Annotated in this window: 12 protein-coding genes; 7 read left to right on the forward strand and 5 right to left on the reverse strand. The window is 54.9% G+C overall.

Going from position 1 to position 23,707, the window contains the following annotated elements; genetic code table 11:
• Window positions 1–75 precede the first annotated feature (75 nt).
• Window positions 76–798, forward strand: coding sequence for a fatty acid metabolism transcriptional regulator FadR (fadR, locus tag ETV65_RS00825; RefSeq protein WP_129951121.1), 723 nt, complete (start codon window positions 76–78; stop codon window positions 796–798).
• 66 nt (window positions 799–864) lie between these two features.
• Here fadR and ETV65_RS00830 read toward each other — a convergent pair whose 3' ends face one another.
• Both ETV65_RS00830 and ETV65_RS00835 read right to left on the reverse strand, forming a co-directional pair.
• Entirely contained in the window at window positions 865–2,400 is a 1,536-nt protein-coding gene (locus tag ETV65_RS00830; protein ID WP_129951122.1) for a SpoVR family protein, read from the reverse strand.
• 251 nt (window positions 2,401–2,651) lie between these two features.
• Window positions 2,652–3,482 carry an alpha/beta hydrolase gene (locus tag ETV65_RS00835; RefSeq protein WP_129951123.1) on the reverse strand — a complete coding sequence of 277 codons (831 nt, stop codon included), beginning with the start codon at window positions 3,480–3,482 and terminating at the stop codon, window positions 2,652–2,654.
• Window positions 3,483–4,128: 646 nt separating this feature from the next.
• Between ETV65_RS00835 and ETV65_RS00840 the strand changes: the two genes are divergently transcribed.
• Together ETV65_RS00840 and dadX are read left to right on the forward strand one after the other, a co-directional pair.
• The gene (locus ETV65_RS00840; protein ID WP_129951124.1) at window positions 4,129–5,430 is read left to right on the forward strand and encodes a D-amino acid dehydrogenase; all 1,302 of its coding nucleotides are present in this window, start codon (window positions 4,129–4,131) and stop codon (window positions 5,428–5,430) included.
• A gap of 72 nt (window positions 5,431–5,502) precedes the next feature.
• Window positions 5,503–6,576, forward strand: a complete 1,074-nt coding sequence (gene dadX, locus ETV65_RS00845; RefSeq protein WP_129951125.1) for a catabolic alanine racemase DadX — start codon at window positions 5,503–5,505, stop codon at window positions 6,574–6,576.
• A gap of 6 nt (window positions 6,577–6,582) precedes the next feature.
• On the opposite strand, the gene ETV65_RS00850 is transcribed toward dadX, so the two are convergent.
• Complete coding sequence (locus ETV65_RS00850) at window positions 6,583–7,779, reverse strand: multidrug effflux MFS transporter (RefSeq protein ID WP_129951126.1); 1,197 nt, start codon at window positions 7,777–7,779, stop codon at window positions 6,583–6,585.
• A gap of 150 nt (window positions 7,780–7,929) precedes the next feature.
• Window positions 7,930–8,760: an ammonia-dependent NAD(+) synthetase gene (gene nadE / locus ETV65_RS00855; RefSeq protein WP_129951127.1), complete on the reverse strand. Its 831-nt coding sequence runs from the start codon at window positions 8,758–8,760 to the stop codon at window positions 7,930–7,932.
• Between the two features lie 467 nt (window positions 8,761–9,227).
• Here nadE and ETV65_RS00860 point away from each other — a divergent pair, with 467 nt between their 5' ends.
• The 4 genes from ETV65_RS00860 (at window position 9,228) to ETV65_RS00875 (ending at window position 23,134) form a co-directional block, all read left to right on the forward strand.
• Window positions 9,228–9,992, forward strand: coding sequence for a DUF481 domain-containing protein (locus ETV65_RS00860; protein WP_129951128.1), 765 nt, complete (start codon window positions 9,228–9,230; stop codon window positions 9,990–9,992).
• 417 nt (window positions 9,993–10,409) lie between these two features.
• Window positions 10,410–12,134, forward strand: coding sequence for a ShlB/FhaC/HecB family hemolysin secretion/activation protein (locus tag ETV65_RS00865; RefSeq protein WP_240782799.1), 1,725 nt, complete (start codon window positions 10,410–10,412; stop codon window positions 12,132–12,134).
• A gap of 36 nt (window positions 12,135–12,170) precedes the next feature.
• Window positions 12,171–22,700 carry a hemagglutinin repeat-containing protein gene (locus tag ETV65_RS00870; RefSeq protein WP_129951129.1) on the forward strand — a complete coding sequence of 3,510 codons (10,530 nt, stop codon included), beginning with the start codon at window positions 12,171–12,173 and terminating at the stop codon, window positions 22,698–22,700.
• Complete coding sequence (locus ETV65_RS00875; protein ID WP_013575348.1) at window positions 22,700–23,134, forward strand: hypothetical protein; 435 nt, start codon at window positions 22,700–22,702, stop codon at window positions 23,132–23,134. The genes ETV65_RS00870 and ETV65_RS00875 overlap by 1 nt, the downstream gene beginning before the upstream one ends.
• Here ETV65_RS00875 and ETV65_RS00880 read toward each other — a convergent pair.
• A complete protein-coding gene (locus ETV65_RS00880) occupies window positions 23,125–23,673 on the reverse strand; it encodes an RNA 2'-phosphotransferase (protein WP_129952107.1) in 549 nt (182 codons plus the stop codon). The genes ETV65_RS00875 and ETV65_RS00880 overlap by 10 nt on opposite strands.
• Window positions 23,674–23,707 lie beyond the last annotated feature (34 nt).

The following is a 23,707-nucleotide window of genomic DNA, read 5'->3' on the forward strand; positions in this document are numbered from 1 at the left end:
TAACAGGGCATTTTCATCTGGTATGATGAGCAGAACTATATCCCTAATAAAAGCCCCACACGGAACGACAAACACATGGTTATTAAGGCACAAAGTCCTGCCGGTTTTGCCGAAGAGTATATCATCGAAAGTATCTGGAACAGCCGCTTCCCTCCGGGCTCCATTTTGCCTGCTGAGAGAGAGCTTTCAGAACTCATTGGCGTGACCCGAACCACATTGCGTGAAGTGTTACAGCGGCTTGCCCGCGACGGTTGGTTAACTATTCAGCATGGCAAGCCGACGAAAGTGAATAATTTCTGGGAAACATCCGGCCTGAATATTCTTGAAACGCTGGCGCGTCTGGATCACGACAGCGTACCGCAACTGATTGATAATCTGCTGTCCGTGCGTACTAACATCGCGACGATTTTTATCCGTAAAGCGATGCGTACCAACCCGGAGGAAACCCAGCAGGTTCTCGCTAAGGCTACAGAGGTGGAAGATCATGCCGAAGCGTTTACGGCGCTTGATTACGGTATTTTCCGTGGTCTGGCATTTGCTTCCGGTAACCCGATTTATGGTCTTATCATCAACGGGCTGCGGGGTCTTTATACCCGCGTCGGACGCTATTACTTCTCCAACCCTGAAGCGCGCAAATTAGCCATCAGCTTTTATAAAAAACTGTCAGAAATTTGCCACGAAAAAAGCTACGAACAAATTGTGGATTGTGTGCGCAATTATGGACGTCAGAGTGGTGAAATCTGGCACAGCATGCAGGGCGCGATGCCGGGTGATCTGACTGAGCAAAAGCATCGTTAAGAGTGAGATAGACAAATATCAGAAAGGGCGCTCAGCGCCCTTTTTTAATGCCAGAAGCCTATTCAGTTACAGCGGCGTCGGACGTGGCGGGCAGCGCTCCAGCAGTTCAACGCTGCCATCTTCATTGAGTTGCTCGATGAAGACATCGAAGCCCCACAGACGGTGGACGTGTTTCATGACTTCACGACGGCTCTTATCAAGCGGCGCGCGATCCTGAGGAATATAGCGCAAGGTCAGCGAACGGTCTCCGCGCAAATCCACATTCCAGACCTGAATATTCGGTTCGTGATTGCTCAGATTGTATTGCGCCGATAATTCCTGACGGATTGCACGATAACCTTCCTCATTATGGATGGCGGCGATTTCCAGGTAGTTATTGTGATCATCATCGAGCACCGTAAACAAACGGAAATCACGCATCACTTTCGGTGAAAGAAACTGGCTGATGAAGCTTTCGTCCTTAAAGTCACGCATCGCAAAATGCAGCGTGTCGAGCCAGTCTGACCCGGCGATATCCGGGAACCAGTAGCGGTCTTCCTCCGTCGGCTCCTGACAGATACGCTTGATGTCCTGCATCATCGCAAAACCCAGAGCATACGGGTTGATGCCACTGTAATAGGGGCTGTTATAAGGCGGCTGATACACCACATTCGTGTGACTGTGCAGAAACTCCAGGATGAAACGGTCGGAGACTTTTCCTTCGTCATACAGATGATTCAGGATGGTGTAATGCCAGAACGTCGCCCAGCCTTCGTTCATGACCTGTGTTTGCTTCTGCGGATAAAAATACTGGCTGATTTTACGCACAATACGCAAAATTTCCCGCTGCCAGGATTCCAGCAGAGGGGCATTTTTTTCCATAAAATACAGCAGATTTTCCTGGGGTTCCGGCGGGAAACGGCGTGCCTGTTCTGGTGTGTCTACACTGTCTTTGCGCGGCAATGTTTTCCACAGGGAATTCACCTGGCTTTGCAGGTATTCCTCGCGGCTTTTTTGTCGTGCCAGTTCCTCCTGCAGCGATATTTTTTGCGGACGCTTATAGCGGTCAACCCCGTAATTCATCAGCGCGTGGCAGGAGTCCAGCAGTTTCTCGACTTCATCGACCCCGTAACGCTCTTCGCATTCGCTGATATAACGTTTGGCGAACAGCAGGTAATCGACGATGGAACTGGCGTCGGTCCAGCTTTTAAACAGATAGTTATTTTTGAAGAAAGAATTATGCCCGTAGCAGGCGTGCGCCATCACCAGCGCCTGCATGGTGATGGTATTTTCTTCCATCAGATAGGCGATACAGGGATTGGAGTTAATGACGATTTCGTACGCCAGACCTTGCTGCCCGTGTTTGTACAATTGTTCGGTTTCGATGAATTTCTTCCCGAACGACCAGTGTGTGTAATTGATCGGCATGCCAATACTGGAATAGGCATCCATCATTTGTTCGGAGGTAATGATCTCGATTTGATGCGGATAAGTTTCCAGCCGGTAGGACTTTGCCACCCGGTCAATCTCTTCAAGATAGGTTTGCAATAACTCAAACGTCCAGTCCGGTCCATCGCTAAGACGTTTGTCCTCAGTTTTATGCTCATGGGTCACTGTCGTCATAAGCCGCACCCTCATTCAGTTATGGACGTTACAGAGTGTTTGATTCACAACCTTTTCTTAAGATTTCGTACGTCCATTGATAATCGTAGCTCAATCTGAGTGTGTCGTTAGATAAACACCTTGAATCCCTTCCTCAACAAATCTATATCCTTATGGCAGGACACTGTCAATCGGGGGCCATGAAGAACCCAAAGCCGCAGGCAGTCAGGCTTTGGGTGAACAACCGGAGAGAATAAAACGAACGGCGGGGATTAACTGCGGATAAATTCTAACAAATCTTGATTTATCTGATCTTTATGGGTGCTGCACAAACCATGAGAGGCACCCGGATAAACTTTACGTTTACCATTCGGTAACAATTTAAGCGCGGCTTCGCTGGAGGATGCCGGTGGCACAATCTGGTCATCATCACCGTAAATCACCAGCGTCGGGATAGTCATTTTTTTCAGATCTTCGCGCTGGTCGGTTTCAGAAAACGCTTTGACACAATCATAAAGTGCCTTGATTGAACCCTGCATACCCTGCAACCAGAAGCTCTGACGCAAGCCTTCGGATGCCTGCGCACCCGGGCGGTTAAAGCCATAAAAGGCATCAGGCAAATCGAGGAAGAACTGTGAACGGTCTTTCCGTACGCCTTCACGGATCCCGTCGAAAACAGAAAGCGGCAAACCGACCGGGTTGAATTCAGTTTTGATCATAATCGGTGGCACCGCGCCAATCAGCACCGCTTTTGCCACACGTGAAGTGCCATGCCGGCCGATATAACGGGCCACCTCGCCACCGCCGGTGGAGTGCCCGACGTGAATGGCATCCTTAAGGTCCAGATGCGCTGTCAGCTCGGCCATATCATCACCGTACTGGTCCATATTATTGCCCTCCCAGGTCTGGGAAGAACGTCCGTGGCCGCGGCGGTCATGGGCGATAACGCGATAACCTTTATTCGCCAGAAACAGCATTTGATCTTCAAAAGCATCAGATGACAGGGGCCAGCCGTGACTGAAAACCACCGGCTGGCCGCTGCCCCAGTCCTTATAAAAAAGTTGTGTACCATCTTTAAGCTTCAGAAAGTTTGAGTTATTCACAGGCGACTCCTTATGGCTGAAATGAACAGTGCGGATATGAATCCACTCGAAGTGTAGGTCAGTAATTAAACAGTTGCGATGTGCATCACATTTTAAACTGACAATATCGCAGGACTGGGTGGCAAAAATTAACCGATGTTGAACGGGGGGGGATATATTGAAACCTGGTGTCCCGGTGACGCCGTCAGAATTTCGCTTATTAAGGGCACTATTCTTCCTGCTCTCTGCGCCTTACGGATCAGCTTCTGCTTTGCCTCGTTTATAAATCCCCGTTCAACCGGAACGTCAATTTTCTGTCCGGGACGAGGGAATATCACACTTGCGATGGTTTATGGTGTTTTGTTCTTTAAATGTAACGATATAAAAGAATAAAAAACTAAAACAAAACGCCGCCTGAAGTCCCGGATATCTTCTGATTTCAATGAAGTCATTGCTATCATATCGCCATAAATTTCTTCCCGGATGGCCAGAATGTTGCGAAATATCGTTATTTATTTGTGGCTATTGAAAAAAATGCTGTCATGAACGATAAATAAATGTGAAAGACCTCACGGTTATGAGTGGCTGTGTTGGTGATTTTTCTTAGTCAGGTTAATTTCCTGTCATCAGAATATTATGCTTTGTTTTGTCGCGGAGTGGAGTCGATATGCGTGTGGTGATTTTAGGCAGTGGTGTGGTCGGTGTCGCCAGTGCATGGTATCTGGCTAAAGCGGGCCATCAGGTGACGGTCATTGATCGTCAGCCAGGCCCGGCAGAAGAAACCAGCGCGGGCAATGCGGGACAGATCTCACCGGGCTATGCCGCGCCATGGGCGGCTCCGGGTGTTCCGGTCAAAGCCGTTAAATGGATGTTCCAGAAGCATGCGCCTCTGGCGATCCGTCTCGACGGAACGCAGTTTCAGCTGAAATGGATGTGGCAAATGTTGCGTAACTGCAATATGGACCATTATCAGACTAACAAGAGCCGCATGGTTCGTCTGGCGGAATACAGCCGTGACTGCATGAAAGCGCTGCGTGACGACACCGGCATTCAGTACGAGGGCCGGCAGGGCGGCACATTGCAGCTTTTCCGTACCGCACAGCAGTTCGAAAGTGCAGCGAAAGATATTGCCGTGCTGGAAGACGCCGGTGTGCCGTATCAGTTGCTCGAATCCAGCCAGCTGGCGATCGCAGAGCCGGCGCTGGCACAGGTCGCGCACAAACTGACCGGTGGCCTGCGTTTACCTAATGATGAAACCGGTGACTGCCAGATGTTTACCCGTAAACTGGCCGATATGGCGCGTCAGGCGGGCGTTGTTTTCGAATTCAACCGCACTGTAGATAAGCTGCATGTTGAAAATGGTGAGATCACCGGCGTGCAGTGTGGCAATGAGATCGTCAGGGCGGATGCTTACGTTGTGGCATTCGGTTCATATTCGACTGCGTTGCTGCGCGATCTGATCGCCATTCCGGTTTATCCGCTGAAAGGCTATTCGCTGACCATTCCGATTACCGATCCGGCCTCTGCACCGGTGTCTACCGTGCTTGATGAAACCTACAAAATTGCCATCACCCGTTTTGATAACCGCATCCGCGTGGGGGGGATGGCGGAGATTGTCGGCTTCAACCTGAAGCTGGCGCAGGCGCGCCGTGAAACGCTGGAGATGGTGGTGAAAGATCTCTATCCTCACGGCGGTAATGTCGGACAGGCAACCTTCTGGACGGGGTTACGACCGATGACACCGGACGGCACGCCGATTGTCGGACGTACGCGCATTAAGAATTTGTATCTCAATACCGGCCACGGGACGCTCGGCTGGACGATGGCCTGTGGCTCCGGGCAGTTGCTGTCGGATATTATGTCCGGCGTGACGCCTGCGATCCCGTCCGATGATCTGTCGGTTGAGCGTTACAGCCCGGATTTCATCGCCCGTCCGGCAGGTCCGCATAACATGCATCCGGTAGGCTGAATCTGCTGTAATCCCATCCCATACGGTGATTGACATTGTATGGGTTTTACTTTGCTTATTGCCGGAGCCGGTATGCCACGCCCGATTTCAGCCACATTATCCCTGTCTGCATTAACCCATAATTTACACCTCATTCGCGGCTTTGCCCCTCGCAGTAAAGTCTGGACGGTGGTGAAAGCGAACGGTTACGGTCATGGTATTTCCCGTATCTGGCGCAGTTTATCGGCCACCGATGGTTTCGCCTTGCTTGATTTCAATGAAGCCATTTTATTGCGTGAGTCCGGCTGGCAGGGGCCGATATTACTGCTCGAAGGTTTTTTTACGGCTGAGGATTTGACGAGGGTTGATCAATATCGTCTGACCACGTCCGTACACAGCGAATGGCAAATAAAAGCCCTTGCACATGCCAGCGTCAGCCAGCCGGTCGATATCTACCTGAAAGTAAACAGTGGTATGAACCGTCTGGGTTTTGCGCCGGAACGTGCCGGGGATGTCTGGCAGCAGTTACGCGAGCTGAAGCAGGTGGGAGAAATGACGCTGATGAGCCATTTCGCCACTGCTGACAGCGTGGAGGGGGTTGACGCGCAGATGGCTGCGATTAACCTCGCCGGGCAGAATATCCGCGGCCCGAGATGTCTGGCGAATTCCGCTGCGACGTTGTGGCATCCGCATACGCATCATGACTGGATCCGCCCGGGAATTATTATCTATGGTGCGTCGCCGAGCGGTGAGTGGAAAGATATTGCGCATACCGGCCTGCAACCGGTGATGACGCTTAACAGTGAGCTGATCGCCATACAGGAGCTTAACGCCGGCGCACGGGTGGGTTACGGCGGGCGTTACAGTGTCACGCGGCCTCAGCGCATCGGCGTGGTGGCCTGTGGTTATGCAGACGGATATCCGCGCCATGCCACTTCCGGTACGCCGGTTTGGGTTGATGGCGTGCGAACAACGACAGTCGGCACGGTTTCAATGGATATGCTGGCCGTGGATTTAACACCCTGTCCGCAGGCACAGATTGGTTCGCCGGTTGAGTTGTGGGGAAATAATTTACCGGTGGATGAAGTGGCAACGGCGGCCGGTACGCTGGGCTACGAATTGCTGAGTGCGCTGGCACCCCGCGTACCGGTATCGACAATCGGTTAGAAAGTATTACGGTTCCAGGCGGGTCAGACGGCCCGTCGATTTTTTGCTCGCACGACGTGCCAGCACTGCCAGACATCCGCCTGCCAGCATCACCAGCGACAGGCTCAGTTTAGGCTGTAACGGTAATGCCATGGCGATAAAACCGAGTAGTGCACCGCCCGCCATTTGCACCGAACCTACCAGGGCTGAAGCAACGCCTGCTTCGCCGGAGAACGGTTCCAGTGCATAACTGGTGGCCGGACCCACCAGAAACGCCAGACCGGCACAGGCGCTGGCGACCGGCAGCATATACAGCCAGGTGGCGGTTTGGTCTGCAGGTGAAACCAGCGTAATACCGGCAATCAGCCCGAGGCAACCGGCAAACATAAGAATGCCGCCGGCAGTCAGACAAACCGGGCGTCCCACTTTATGAATAATGCGGTTGGCGATAAAACTCACCGCCATAATCCAGAAGCCGTTCGCCCCGAATACCAGCGAAAATTGCAATGGCGTCAGCCCGGCGATGTTCATCAATACGGTCGGTGCCAGCGATACATACGTCAGCGCCATCCCCATGGCGCCGGCATTTACCAGTGCAAAGGTCATGAAGCGGGCGTTGAACAAAATGCGGGCATACTGACGGAAAGGCAGACCGCTGTTGGTCCGGGTATCAGCAGGGCGTGTCTCCGGTAGTTTGAATATCACCAGCAACATCACCGCCAGCGTATAACCGGCCAATGCCCAGAAAGGTGCACGCCAGCCATAATACTGGGCGATCAGGCCGCCGATCAGCGGGGCCAGTGCAGGGATAATATTCAGTGTGCCGTTGAGAAAACCATATGCGCGGGCGGCCTCATTGCCACTCATCCGGTCGCGCACGCTGCTGAAAATCACCACGGACGTGCAGCAGACAGCCAGCCCCTGAATGACGCGGGATAATAAAAACATCCACGGTGTGACGGACGTCGCGGCAACGATTGCACCCGCCAGATACACCACAACGCCGATAATGGCGATCGGGCGACGACCCCATTTATCAACCAGCGGACCGGCCACCAGCTGTCCGAGCCCCATCACCAGAATAAATAATGAAATTGAGGACTGGATCACCGCCTCGGTGCTCTGTAAACCGAGTGCAATGGCGGGAATGGCAGGCAGGTATAAATCAATACCTAAAGGGCCAAGCAGCACCATACTCAGCAGCAGGAAAAGAAATTTTTGCATTGAAAACATCACTGTCAGTCATCCGGAAGGACGCTAAGGGTAATGATTTCGTTAATGAATGGAAAGAAGCTTGTGATAATCAGACCGGTGAGCACGGTGAATAAATCCGGACACCCGCAGGTGCCCGGTAGCTAAGCCATGACGGAAGGCTTATTTTTTCTTCCAGAAATCATCAAATACGGTTACCGGCAGCTGACGTTTATGCTCAGTGCGCAGGTACCAGCCCTCAATAATGGCGGCATATTTATCGTCGATTTTCTTGCCTTCCAGATAGTCGTCGATCAAATCATAGGTTACACCGAGTGCGGCTTCATCCGGCAAGGCAGGGCGGTTGTCTTCAAGATCCGCCGTCGGGGCTTTTGTATACAGATGCGCCGGGCAACCCATTTCCCTGAGCAGTGCTTTCCCCTGACGTTTATTCAGACGGAAAAGGGGATTAATATCCGTACCGCCATCGCCATATTTGGTATAGAAACCGGTTACGGCTTCGGCGGCATGATCCGTCCCGACGACCACGCCTTTTTTCATCCCGGCGATGCTGTACTGCGCTTTCATGCGCTCACGGGCTTTTTCGTTCCCTTTAATAAAATCGCTCAGTTCAATGCCAATTTCACGTAAGGTCGCTTCGCTCGCCAGAACAGCATTTTTGATATTGACGGTCAGAACCTGATCCGGCTGAATGAACGCAATGGCATCCTGACAGTCCGATTCATCCGCCTGCACGCCATACGGCAAGCGCACGGCAATGAACTGGTAGTCGCCATCATGGGTTTGTGCACGTAATTCATTAATTGCTGTTTGGCAAAGTTTGCCGGTAAGAGTAGAATCTTGCCCGCCGCTGATACCCAGAACCAGTGTCTTGATGAACGGGTGGGCCAGCAGGTAACTTTTGAGAAAATCAACGCTGGCACGAACTTCCTGTGCGGCATCGATGTGGGGTTTAACGTGCAGAGCCTGAATAATCTCTTGTTGTAAAGCCATGACTACTCCTCCTGAAGGCTGCCTTCGAGGAACCCGAGGCAAAAATAAGACGTTATCAGGGTAAAACTACCCCGCATTACTCAAAAGGACAAGATTCAGCGACGAGTTAGGCGGAAATCTGTACGCTGCCGGCTCGCAATATTTCGAACCAAAGCGGCAGGAAGAAGTAAAGTGTGGCGCGTAATAAATCATTTTCGCCCCTCATTGGAATAAAAAATCAATGAACAGGATTGTAATGATTTCGTATGTTTCTATTGCCGGAAATATATGTCACTCGGAACTATCCAAAAAAGCCGCTTTATTAAGATATCCTGGGCTGAGTGCGTTATATTTGTTGCGGTAGAAATATTTGTATGCATATGCCATCGAAATGGAGTTGCCAGGCTTGATTAACGGATCCTAATTAATGGCATAAATCGTGTGGTTCCAGTGTCGTTATTTGCCTTAAGTCCTATTGGGGAAACAAAATGTTTTTTCGGGTTGTTCGTCGTTTACCAGCTTGTGCCGTAGTCTGCGGTGCAGCGCTGTTCAGTATTTCAAGCCTTGCAGACACCACCATTTTCACCGCGTTAGATGACCCTGCTCAGGCGAAAAAGCCGTTCGAGGGCAATGTTCAGGCGGGTTACAGTGCGCAAACCGGTAACACCAGCAACTCCACGCTGAATGCTGATACCACCATGACCTGGTTTGATACCAACACGGCATACAGCCTGTGGGGTTCTGCGCGTAATACCTCTTCTTCCGGTGTGCGTTCCTCCGAGAAGTATCAGGCCGGTGGCCGTACACGTTATAACCTTGACAACGCGAACTATGTGTTCGGTCAGGGCAGTTGGCTGAGTGACCGTTATAACGGTTACCGTTCACGTACTGTGGGTGCCGTCGGTTATGGACGTCAGATCTGGAGCGGTCCGGTTCATACACTGAATCTGGAAGCCGGTCCGGGTGTACGTCATGATGAATTCGAACAGGGCGGTAACACCACCCGTGCGCTGGCTTATGCCTCAGGCACTTACGGTTATCAGATCAGCGATACTGCGCGCTTCACGCAGGGTGTGTCTGTATTAGCGAACGACGAAACGACGCTGAACTCAGAAACCGCGCTGACCGTTGCGATCAACTCCCACTTCTCGTTGAAAGTGGCGTATGACGTCACCTATAACACCAAGCCACCCGCCAGCGCGCCGGATAAAACCGATACCGTGACGTCTGTAAACCTGGTGTACGGTCTGTAACTTCCTTTCGGGACGTTATGCCAAAAAGTCAGAGGAGAAATCCTCTGGCTTTTTTTATGGCTTATTTTGCCAGAATATTAAACTGGATTTTAAATAAGCGGAGGGCTGTTAAACGAAACGTCTGACTTTCATTGTCTGAATTCTGCTTTTTTTAAGCATACGAAAATACCTGGAAAAGACCGGTAACCCTGCAGGCAGCATAAACGGGATGAATACCCCTACAAATCATAATTTCTTATGATTCAATTTTTTCTCTTGTAGAATTTTTTACGGAAATTTAAAAAAAATGCCTAAAGTAAATTTTATCCCTGCCGATAGGAGGTGAATGTTTAATCTTAGATCAATGCCATAGCCATTTCTGATGCTGTGTTTTTGAGGCATACAGCAAAGTGGTGCAGGCCCGAGAAAACAGCGGATATGGAAATCATAAGCACTGTTACACCATTAGCCCGCACTGTTTCAGCGTACGTGCGTCTTGCCCAGCGATGGCGCGTTTCCTGTCTGCTGGTGCTACCGGTGATATTTTCCCTTGCCGTGCAGGCCGCGCCGCTCAGCCCCGCCGACCGCGACAGTATCGAACAGCAGCAGCGGCAACTTCTGCAGCAGAACCAGCAGCAGCGTCAGGAACTGGAGCGCAGCACGTCAGTCGCCCCCGCGCCGCAAACTCCCGTACACTCCGGCGGCCCGTGCTTTGATATTCACGACATTACCCTCAGCGGCGCAGACCATATGCCCGCGCGCATCCGGCAAAAACTCACTCAACCCTATCTGCAACAGTGCCTCGGTATTGGCCAGATTAATGCCCTGGTGAAACAGGTCTCCGACTGGTATATCGGCCAGGGCTATATCACCAGCCGCGCGTTTCTCACCGAACAGGATTTGTCTTCCGGCACGCTGCAACTCACGGTGATGGAAGGCAAACTCGAAGCCATCAAAATGGAAAACCAGCGCGGCGCAATGCTGGCGATGGCGTTTCCGGGGCTGACCGGTAAAATTCTTAACCTGCGCGATATCGAGCAGGGGATGGAGCAGATTAACCGGCTGCGCAAAACGCCGGTGCAGATTGAAATCCAGCCCGGCAGCCAGCCAGGATACTCCATCGTCAACCTCACCTCAAAGCCTGAGCTTCCCCTGCAGGCCAGCGCCGGTTTTGATAACTCAGGGCAGAAAAGCACCGGCACCGGACAGGTCAGCGGCTCGCTGACCGGCAATAACCTGCTCGGGCTGGCGGACCAGTGGTTTGTCAGCGCGTCACGCAGCAGCGACGGCGCAAGCGACCACGACGCGAAAAGCGTGCAGGCGGGCGTCAATCTGCCTTACGGCTACTGGCTGTTTGATTACAACTACAGCTACAGCGACTACCTGAGCACCATTGAATCGCAGGGCTATCTGTGGCGCTCCACCGGCGACAGCCAGGCGCACCGCTTCACCCTTTCCCGCGTACTGTTTCGCAACGGCGACATGAAAACCGCCGCCAGCCTCGGGCTGACGCACCGCCTCAACCGAAATTATCTCAACGATGCCCCGCTGGAAAGCAGCACCCGCAGCCTGACCAGCTGGACCGCCGGTATCAACCACAGCCAGAAACTCTGGGGCGGATACGCCACGCTTAACCCGGCGTTCAGCCGTGGCGTGCCGTGGTTTGGCGGCGAGAGTGATGAAGATAAAAACCCGGATGCCCCGCGCGCGGAGTTCTCTAAATGGACGCTGTCCACCAGCTATTACCGGCCTGTCACGCAACGCATTACCTGGCAGACCAGCGCCTACGGCCAGTGGGGCGATGACCGTCTTTACGGCAGCGAACGCCTGACGATTGGCGGCGAAAGCTCGGTGCGCGGGTTCAAAGAGCAATACCTCTCCGGCGACAACGGCGGCTACTGGCGCAACGAGCTGGATACCCAACTGTTCGCGCTGCCGGTGCTCGGACAAATCAGCGCCGTGACCGCGCTTGACGGCGGCTACCTGCAACGCAGCAATCACGACACCAATGCGTCCGGCACCTTATGGGGCGGGGCGGTGGGTTTATCGAGCAGTAACGCACATTTCTCCAGCCAGTTTACCGTCGGCTGGCCGCTGAGCTATCCGGACTCACTGGCACCGGATCGCGTCACGGTCTACTACCGCATCGGCTTTGCACTTTAGCGTTGTACCTCTACATAAGAGAGAAGGAATTCGGCGATGAAATCGATCACAGAGCAACCGGTCGCGTTATGGCGTAAAGCGCTGGCCTACGGGCTGATGGGATGGCTGGTCTGGCAACCGGTGATGCCCGCATTTGCGGCGGGTATCACGGTAGCCGAAGGCAACACCCGCACCGATCAGGCGGGTAACGGCGTGCCGGTGGTGAACATCGCCACCCCGAATCAGTCCGGGATTTCGCATAACAAATACAATGATTTCAACGTCGGCCAGCAGGGCCTCATCCTCAATAATGCCACCGGTAAACTGACCCGGACTCAGCTGGGCGGGCTGATACAGAACAACCCCAATCTTACGGCAGGTCAGGAAGCGAAGGGCATCATTAACGAAGTGGTGTCGTCGAACCCTTCGCAGCTTAACGGCTACATGGAGGTCGCCGGTAAAGCCGCCAACGTCATGGTCGCCAACCCCTACGGCATCACCTGTAACGGCTGCGGCTTCCTCAACACCCCGAACGCCACGCTGACCACCGGCCGTCCGGTGCTGGGCGCGGACGGTTCGCTCCAGTCCCTCGACGTCACGCAGGGTGCGATCACGGTTGAAGGTCAGGGGCTGGATGCCCGCACGAGCGACTCTTTTTCACTGATTTCCCGCGCCGCGCAGATTAACGCCGGGCTGTACGCCAGAGACCTGAACGTCACCCTGGGTGCCAATCACGTCGATGCGCAGGGTAATGCCACGCCGATATCCGGCGCAGGCGTACCGGCGGTGGCGATTGACACCGGCGCGCTTGGCGGTATGTACGCCAACCGCATTCATCTGGTCTCCAGCGACAAGGGCGTCGGGGTCAACCTTGGCAACCTGAACGCGTCGGTCGGCGATATGCAGATTGATGCCAGCGGCAGGCTGACGCTGAGTAATGCGACCGCCACCGGCAAGCTGACGGCGAATGCGCAGGCCATCGCCCTTAACGGTACCCAGCAGTCGGGCGGCGATATGGCGCTCACATCGGCGGGTGACCTCACCAGCAACGGCACACTGGTGGCGGGCGGTAACGCACAATTGCGGGCACAAACGCTGACCAACGGCGGGCTGATCCAGGCGCAGGGCGCACAGACCGTCAGTGCGTCGGCCCTGAACAACAGCGGCAAAATGCAGTCCGGCGGCGCGCAAAACATCACCGCTAATACCCTCAGCAATCAGGGGCTGATCGGCTCGCAGCAGGGGCTGGATTTACAGGTTGCGGACCAGATGGACGTGGGTGAACAAGGCTCGCTGTTTGCCGGTGACCGGCTGAACATCGGCGGCGGTCAGATGAACGTGGACGGTACACTGACCGGCAAAAATGGCCTGACGCTCAACAGTACTTCCCTGAACGCCGGGCAACACTCGCTGATCACCAGCCTCGGCGATATTCAGCTCAATGCCGCGCAGCAGGCGCTGGGCGGCCAGCTGTCGACCTCCGGCAACGTGGGCCTGAACGCTACGGATCTGTCCGTCGGGGCGCAGGGGTCCGTTCACAGCGATAAAGATTTATCCCTGACGGCAACCGGCAGCGCCACGCTGGCCGGTGCGCTCGACGGCAACACGCTGGAAGCCGGTGGCGGTACATTGCAGGTGACCGGCAGCGGTTCGCTGGCTTCAACCGGTGATATGCAGTTATCCTCCGCTCAGCAACAGCTCGATGGCACCACCAGCGCGGGCAATACTCTTTCGATTAACGCTGACCGGCTTAATGCCGCACAGGGTGGTAAAACCTCCGCACAAAATGACGTGCAGGCCACTGTTGCCAGCGGCGGGCAGTGGTCCGGCAGCCTGATTGCCGGGCGTGATCTGAACTTTACCGCACACGATTTCAGCAACGGCGGCACGCTGGCCGCCAACCGCAACGGTCAGTTCAGCTTCGGCACCCTGACCAATAACGGCCTGCTGCAGTCTCTCGGCACGCAGCAGCTTGACGGCGACACCTTCAATAACAACGGCACGGCGCAGTCCGGCGGTGACCAGACGCTGACCCTCAGTCAGTTCAATAATCAGGGGCTGACCGGTACCCGCGGCGACTTAGCGCTGACCGTGCGGGACGGCGTGACCAACGGTGATACGGCAACCTTACTGGCTGGCGGTCAGCTGACACTCAACACCGCACAGGCGGATCTGGGCGGCACGCTGACCGGCACGCAGGGGGCGACGTTTAACGCCACCGCGCTGACCACCCGCGCCGGATCGGTACAGTCCAGCCAGGGCGATGTGGCTCTGAAGACTGATACTGCGAACTTAAAGGGTTTTCTCTCCGCCGACGGCAACGCGGCGCTGACCACGCAACAGCTCACCACCGGCAACGGCTCGCAGACGCAGGGTAAAAACGCGCTGGGGATCAGTGCGTCTGAAAAAGCCGATCTGGCCGGGAAACTGGTGACACCGGGCACGCTGACGGTGCAGGCCGGTACGCTGACCAACGGCGCGGCGCTGGGCGCGGACACTGTGGATATCACGGCCACCTCGCTGACCAACAGCGGTGCCATCACCGCCGACGACGGCCTGCATGTGAAAGCCGGTACCTTGCAGCAGCAAGGCAGCCTGTCTGCGCTGAGCCAGATGACGCTGGAAGGCCAGACGCTGGTCAATCAGGGCAACGTGTCGGGCGGTAACGTCGGCGTGAATGTCACCGGCAGCCTGACCAATCAGGGCACCGGCGTGATATCGGCGGGTAATGGTCTGACCGTGACGGCACCGGTTGTGACCAACAGCGGCCAGCTTCTGGCACAAACGGTCGGCGTGAATGCCACGGGTATCAGCAATAACGGGCTGATGCAGGGCAACGGCGGCACCACGCTTACCGCCAGCACCTTAACCAACGGCGCGCAGGGGCAGGTATTGTCCGGCGGCACGCTGGGGGTGCGGGTGGGTGATACCCAGAATCAGGGACGTTTACAGGGCAGCCAGCTTACCCTGACCGGCAACAGCCTGACCAATGGCGGCACGGCATTAGGCACGAATGGCCTGAACGCACAGATGCAGGGGGATCTCACCAACAGCGGCAGCCTGCTCTCATCCGGTGATGTCACGGTGAACGCCGCCACGCTGGAAAACAGCGGCCAGTTGCTCAGCGATAAAACCGCCACGGTGACGGCTGACCATCTGACCAATCAGGGGCAAATCCAGGGCGACACGCTGGCGCTTACGGCGAACAACGCAGACAACAGCGGCAACCTGATTGGCCTGAAGGGCCTTACGGCGCAGCTGCAGCAGGATTTAACCAACGCCACGTCCGGCAAGATGCTGACGCAGGGCGCACTCACCGTCACCGCCGCGCACGTCACCAACAACGGCAACTGGCAGGCCGACAGCGCCGATGTACACGGCGGTCAGTTAGATCTTAACGGCGCGATCCAGACCGCCTCGCGCGCCAACCTCAACCTGACCGGTGCGCTCAACACGCAGGCGCAGGGCAAAATCATTTCCACCGGTCTGGCTATTTTGCAGGCGGCGAACCTGAATAATCAGGGGAACTGGTCGGCGGATAACCTGACCCTGACCGGTGATGCGCTGACCAGCAGCGGCGGCATCAGCGGTGTCAGCGCGCTTACGGCCACGCTCAGCGGGCAACTTCAGGTTCAGCAGGGCGGCACATTACTCAGCGGCGGCACCGCCACGCTGAACGCCGGGAATATTGCTAACAGCGGCACTCTTCAGGCCGGTAACCTGACGCTCACCACCAACAGCATTTTAAACGCCGGGCAGTTACAGGGCCAGCAAAGCCTGCAGGGCACGGTACAAAACGGCATCACCAACCTGAGCGGCGGCACCGTGCGCAGTCAGGGAACGTTAGATTTGGGCGCGCAGACGCTGCTCAATCAGGGGCAACTGCAGGGCGACGGCGTCACTCATCTGACCCTTTCCAATAATCTCAACAACCAGGGCACCTTACTGACCGGCGGCAGGCTGACGGTGTCTGCACCGGTGCTGACCAACAGCGGCACGCTGCAGGCGCAGGGCCTGACCCTGACCGGCGGCACGCTCAACAACAGCGGTACGCTGACCGGACAGGGCGACAGCGCGCTGAACGTCACGCAGATGACCAATCAGGGCCAGCTTCAGGGCGACCGGCTGACGCTGACCGGTAACGAACTGCATAACACCGGCACGGTATTGGGCAGCCAGTCGCTGGGGCTTAACGTTCAGAACGCCGACAACCAGGCGGGCGGCAGACTTTACAGCGCAGGCAACCTGACGCTGGTGACGCCGGTGCTCAATCAGGCGGGCAGCCTGCTGGCGCTGGGGGATATGACGCTGCAACTCGGTTCGGGTTTTACCCAGACCGGCACGCTGGCGGCAGGGCAGACCCTCAGCCTCAGCACGCAGGGCGACCTGAACGTGCTCGGCACCCTGCAGGGCAACGGCATCCAGCTCAGTTCCACGGGCAACTTTACCAACAGCGGTCAGTTGCGCGGCGGCGGTGGCACGGTGGGCGTGGACGCCAGCAGCATCCAGCTCAACGGCAGCGGCAGCGTGCAGTCCGGCGGGGATATCCGCCTGGCCAGCCGTGGCGTGCTTAACAACAGCGGCTTTGTCGGCGGGGCGGGCAACGTGGTGATGTCCGCAGCCGGGCAACTGACCAACAGCGCGCTGCTGTACGCCGGTAACAACATGCAGTTGCTGGCCGACAGTATTCACAATAACTACGGCGATATTCTGGCAGGCAACAGCCTGTGGCTGCAGCGGGACGCGGCGGGCAACGCCAACAGCGAAGTGGTCAACACGTCGGGGGATATTGAGACTACTAACGGCGATATCACCATCAATACCGGGCATTTGCTGAATCAGCGGGACGGGTTGAGCACGTCGAGTACCTATCAGGCGGCGAATAGCCCGGCATCGCTGGGGCAGGCCACGATGAGCATTCAGCTCGGCTTGTTAGATGATGATGAAATTGGGGTTTATACCGGAACGGGCTGGCGTCACACCGGTGGGAGCAATGGCAAAGGAGACGGCGCTGAAGAAGAATATACTTTTGTTGGTTTAGCGCCTACGAAAGCTGCCTCTGACAGAAAATTTCTTGTAGGTACTTCCACTGTAACCGCCATTGCCAGCGGCGGGGCGGGCCGCATTGCCGCAAACCGCAATTTAACGATATCTGGCGACACGTTAGATAATATTGCCAGTACTGTTCTTGCCGGAACCAACATAACGCTTTCCGGCACCAACCTGAACAACCAGTCCTATGAAAACAGCATTGAGAATGAGTACCTGACCTATCAGTACAGTGGCACAACAGGGGTGCAACCGGCCGATGCCACCGTTATCCCTGATATCCGGAAAGGGAAAAGAAGGGGGGTAGAGTACAGGACGGATTTAGGGGATAAGTTTACCTACACATTAACCGGTGGACCCGCTTACGAAACCCTCAGCACCGGCGAAGGTCTCCGCGCCGTTATTCAGGCCGGTGGGGCGGTTAACGCCAGTTTCAGTAATAACATCAGCAATACCACGACCTCTGCTAACGCAGGCGGTTTATCCCATGCGATAAGCGCACCGTCACTGAACGGCACGTCGGGCCTGCAACCGGTCAGCGGTTCGCAAAGCAAACAGCTGGCATCCGCTCAAAACCTGACCGTCGGATCCGTTCAGTGGAACAATTCCGTCACCGATGCGTTAAAGCAGATTGGCAATCAGGGCGCTGCGCTGACGGATTACCCGCTGCCGACCGGCAATAACGGTTTGCTTGTGGCGAGCACTAATCCTGCCAGCCCGTATCTGATCACTACCAACCCGCAACTGGGCAGTCTGGGGAAAACTGATCCTTCGCTGTTTAATGCGCTTAATGATTATCTCGCGCACCCGACGTCCGGCACGCTGACGCCTGCGGTTCAGCCCGGCACGCCGTCCAACCCGCGCATTGAAACGGCACCGGTCTATACCGACGAGAGCAAATTTCTCGGCTCGGCCTACTTTATGGACCGGCTGAAGCTGACGCCGGACTATGACTATAAGTTCCTCGGCGATGCCGCCTTCGATACCCGTTATGTCGATAACGCCGTGCTCAGTCAGACCGGGCAGCGCTACGTCGGCGGCACAGGGTCAGACCTCGCGCAGATGCAGTATCTGATTGATAACGCCGCCGAACAGCAGGCCGGTCTGGGTCTGCAACTTGGCGTTAGCCTGTCGCCGGAACAGGTCGCGGCCCTGACCAAAAGCATCGTCTGGTGGGAAAAAACCACCGTCAACGGCCAGACGGTTCTGGCCCCTAAACTCTATCTTTCTGCCAACGACACCCACGCGGTGACCGGCAGCGTGATTTCCGGGAACACCGTCAATCTCGACGCCGGGCATATCGTCAACGCGGGCAGTACCCTGCAGGCCCAGACGGAACTGGCCGCAAAAAGCAGCAGTTCGCTGGATAACCTCAGCGCCGGGCTGATTGCCTCTAACGGCAGCCTGCAGCTGAGCGCGCTGGGTGATATCAATAATATCGGTTCTTCGATTAGCGGACAGACCGTGGCACTGGCTTCGGTCAGCGGCGATATTAACAACGTCACGCAGGCGCAGCAGTGGACGGCCGCGCCGACCACCAGCAAAAGCAAAACGTCTCAGCTGACCTTCAGCCAGACCCAGACCGGCGACGTGGCCGGTATCTCGGCCACTGACGGGCTCTCGCTTACCGCCGGTCACGACATCAACAACACCGGCGCCCGGCTCACGGCGGGCAGTGACCTGCAGTTGGTGGCGCTGAACGACGTTAACATCACCGGCAACGCGCTCAGCACCAGCAAAACCACGGCGAAAAGCAGCGCGCAGACCACCGACAGCCAGGCCAGCACGGTCAGCGCGGGCGGTAATTTATCGGCCAGCGCGGGGCACGACCTGACGGTGGCGGGCAGCGCCGTGACCGCTAAAGGCGACGCCACGCTGGCAGCAGTTAACGACATCAACCTCAACACGATGGACCAGAGCAGCCATCAGACCAGCGGAAAAAATCAGGCTGACAGCAACAACGCCACCCGCACGGTGGTGAGCAGCGGCGGCGACCTGACGCTCAGTGCAGGCCGGGATTTGAACTCGCAGGCGGCGCAACTGACCGCCGATCTCAACGCCTCACTCAGCGCCGGTCGCGACGTCAACCTGAACGCGCAGCAGACCAGCACCTACAGCGAAACCCACGGCAGCAAAAGCGTGAGTATCCGTGAAAATGTCGGGCAGGAAGGGACAGCAGTGGTGAGCGGCGGAAGCACCAGCATTGCCGCCGGGCGTGACATTACGACACAGGCTGCGCAAGTACAGGCCACCGGCGACCTGACCCTGAACGCCGGGCGGGATGTGAATATCACTACCGCACAGGAAAGCCAGTACAGCTACGACGAAAAAACTAAAACCAAGAAACACCTGTTCTCCAGCACGACCACGCACACGGTCGCTGAGGACTATGCCACTACTGAAAAAGCCTCGCAGCTGAGTGGCGACAAGGTGTCAGTTGTTGCCGGGCAGGACCTGACGGTGAAAGGTTCATCCGTGGTCGGTGACGAGGATGTGACGCTGAAAGCGGGGAAAGATGTCAATATCCTTGCAGCCACCGATACCAGTTCCAGCTACCGCCTGAGCGAGACTAAAAAAAGCGGGCTGATGGGCACGGGAGGTTTTGGTGTAACCATCGGCAGCGCACAATCGCGACATCAGCTCAATGAAGATGGCACCACGCAAAGTCAGAGTGTCAGCACTATTGGTTCAACCGGCGGTAACGCAAATATTATCGCGGGTGAAAAAGCACATATCAGCGGCGCGGATGTGATTGCCGATAAAAACCTGAACGTTGTCGCGGGCGAAATTGTGGTTGACCCCGGTAACGATCTGTTGAGACGTAAAGAGAGTTACGAACAGAAAAAGAGCGGTCTGACATTGTCAGTGTCCAGCCCGGTGACCGATGCCATTCTTGCAGCGAACAGCACACTCAAACGAAGTGGGGAGGTCAGCGACGAACGGCTGAAAACGCTGTATGCCGTGCAGGCAGCAGATAACGCATGGATAGCTGTCGCGGGTGCCTCTTCCATGGCGACTGATGTAGCCCAGGGCAATCTGAACGCCGTGAAGGTGGAACTCAGCGTAGGTTCGAGTAAAAGCTCATCTGAATCCAGTTCCACACAAAATCAGGTACGCGGGAGCACCCTCAGCGCAGGCGGAAATACCACGCTGGTGGCTACGGGTAACAAAGGTACCAGCGGTGATCTTCATATCAGCGGCAGTGGTGTGACGGGCAATAATGTCACCCTTGTGGCGCAGAATGATCTGCTGCTGGATGCCGCATCGAACAACACCGAGCAAACCAGTAAGAATAACAGCAGCGGCTGGAATGTCGGTGTGCATATATCGCTGGGTCAGGAAACGGGAATTGGTGTGTCGGCCAGCGGTTACCAGTCAAAAGGAACGGCTGACGGTAAGAGTACCGAATATGTTAATACGCGGGTCAACGCCAGTGATGGGCTGAGCCTGAGCAGCGGACGGGATACGGTTATTTCCGGTGCGCAGGTGTTGGGTGAAAAAATCACTGCTGAGGTGGGGCGCGATCTGACCATAACCAGCCTGCAGGATACTGACGAGTACCACAGCCAGCAGAAAAGTGTGAGTGGCGGCGCCAGTTTCACTTTCGGGTCAATGACCGGTTCAGCCTCACTGAGTATTAATAAAAGTAAAACCGACAGCGACTATGCCAGCGTTGGTGAGCAAAGCGGGTTGTTTGCCGGGGATAAAGGGTTCGATATTACGGTAGGCAACCATACCCAACTGGGTGGTGCAGTCATAGCGAGCACTGCAACAGCCGATAAGAACCTTCTTGATACCGGTTCGTTGGGCTGGAGCGATATCAATAACGAAGCGCAGTACAGTGCCAGTAGCCAAGGGCTTGCCGGTGGCTTTTCATCGGAAAAAAATAATAAAGGCGAGCGGGTTAACGGCGGCGGCGTTGTCCCTGTTATTGGTGTTAAGAGCAGCGGTGACGCTTCAGGTACAACGCAATCGGCCATTGCTGCGGGCAGTATCGTCATCCGAGACAGTGAGAAGCAGACGCAGGATATTGCAGGGCTAAGCCGCGATACCGACAACGCCAATGGTCATATCGATAAGATCTTCGATGAGAAGAAAATTGCCGAGCAACAGGAACTGGCGGCGGTGTTCGGGCAGATGGCGAACTCAGCTGCCGGTGATCTTGGTGAGGCGATGGGCTGGGGACCGAATAGCCCCGAAAAAGCCGCGATCCACGGTGTGATAGGTGCAATCCAGGCGAGTTTCGGCGGCGGCAATGCGCTGGCCGGCGGGTTGGCCGGGATGAGCAGCGAAGCGTTTAGTCAGATGATCGATACTTATCTGAGTAACAACACACAACTGGACCGCAATGAAAGAGGGGCTATCACCCAGTGGGCCGCCACGTTAAGTGGTAGTGCAATTGGCGGAATTATTGGCGGAACGACCGGTGCACAGTCCGGCGCAGCCGTCTCACTGGATGCTGAACGCTATAACCGCCAGTTACACCCGGATGAAGTAGCCCGGATCAAGCAATTGTCCGGGGGGGATAAAGATAAAGAAGCGCGTCTGAAAGCGGCGGCCTGTGCGCTGGTGAAATGTTCCGCTGAGTTTGCGGAAGGTTCTGCGGATTATGTGAAAGCGCAGGCGCTGGAACAGTTAGGTAACAGTGATGCGTATGCCAGTGAGCGTACACTACTGGCATCACAGAGCGGCAACCAGCTGATCTACGCAATGGGCAGCTATGCCAGCGCCAGTTTGCCGATGTTCGGGTATTCGGTTAGTGATCAAACCGGGGATGCGCTATCTCACTACGGTGTGGGGACGCGTTTAGGTGGTTTGGTGCAAACCACCGGAGGAGAGCTGCAGGCGCTGGGCGGCATGGCAATGTGCACGACCGGCGTGGCTTGCCTGGCGGGTACTTATCTGGCAGCCTCTGGAATAGATACGGCTTACGCGGGTGCTAATAGTTTCCTGTCAGGCATCAACCAGAAAACCAGCGGTGCGTATTTACTTGAAGGATTGGGCGTTTCTCCGGAGTACTCGGAAGGGATTTATGGTCTGACGCAGGTGGGCGCGGCGGGGATTGGCGGAGTAGGAAAAGCGACGTCAGTTACTGCCGATGTAGGTACAAAAGGCGCTGGCAGTGTCACATTCCATGCGGCTGATGATATTCGGTTCTCGCAAAATAGCTTTTCATTCAATAAAACTGACCGAGACACGGGTAAAAATTACACATACGACGATTTGGTACAAAGCATGCGGACTAATGGTTGGAAAGGTGATCCAGTTGACGTCGTTAAAATGCCTGATGGCAAGCTGACTAGCATGGATAACACTCGAATTGCCGCGGCCAGAGAGGCGGGGATCGACGTTAAAGCTAGCGTCCGTGGATTTGATGATCCATTGACGCCAGCTATTCAAGAGGCTAGAGGGTGGCAGAATTTTAATACTTGGGGTGAGGCCATTACTGGTCGTATAAACAAACAGTCAGGGGGGTTTTCTACTTCTAATCCTTACGGTTCAACAGAACCACCACGTATTTCTGGAGGTGCTAAATAATGAAGCCTTTTTTGTACGACCTTCCAATTTTACCCAATAGTTTTGAATTCCCTGTTGATTATTTAGATGTGGTTTTAGCTGATGAGTTTTTAGATATAGAGCCTTGGCGGCTTCTATCGAAAGATATGGCGACATCTCTTTTTTATTACAGCTCGATGCTTTTGAAGTTTTCGGGGGCTGCCCTGGTTCCCTTTGCAATTATTCAAGATGAGTCAGGGCTGTATAATGATGGCTGGGTTGTTCTTGCTTGTTTTGATGGGGGAGGTAAGGATGGCACTACGGGTGTCCGGATTTATGATTATTCAAAACCGAAGTTAAGTCCTTGGGATAATTTGTCTTATTCTGGTTTCTCTGAATGGTTTAGTGCTGCCAAAGAAGAGTCTTCCCGCTATAAAGCCGAGCAAGTCGAAGACAAAGACAATGGCTATTCCTGATATATGAAAAAATTGGGGACATGGTTCGTTAACCATACGCCATTCTCAGCCTGAAAAAAGTTGAATCCCTGTTGGTGCATCCGCAGGGCTTCAACTTTTAGCACCGCAGGCTTTCCATATCGCTGTCCGACAGCTACGGCTGTGGTTATGTCTTGTGATAGATGCACATGGTGACGTGAACCTGCAATCAATCCTTGCTGAAGAATAGATTCAAGAAAGCGTGTTGCAGTGCCATGGTAGAGGAATTCTGGCGGTTTTTTCTCCATATATTGAAGGTTCACGTCTGGTGTAGAATGTCCCTGAACTGCACGAATACGCTGGCCATCTTCGGAGAGAGTAAAACGTTTCTTATCACTGCTATTTACTACTGTCTGAATTATTGCCTGATCAAGTACGCGGCCTTCTTTCGCCGCGCCGAGAATCAAAGTATTGATATCTGCCCAGCCTTCTACATCAAGTTGCAATCCGATGGTGTCAGGTTTATGACGTAAAATATAACTTAGAAATTTACTTATTTCGTTAAGCATCTTGCTGTCCATGATTGCCCTAATTATGTTTGCCATGGGTGTGATG

Source organism: Rahnella sp. RFA10(1/100), assembly GCF_004195115.1.
GTDB lineage: Bacteria > Pseudomonadota > Gammaproteobacteria > Enterobacterales > Enterobacteriaceae > Rahnella > Rahnella perminowiae.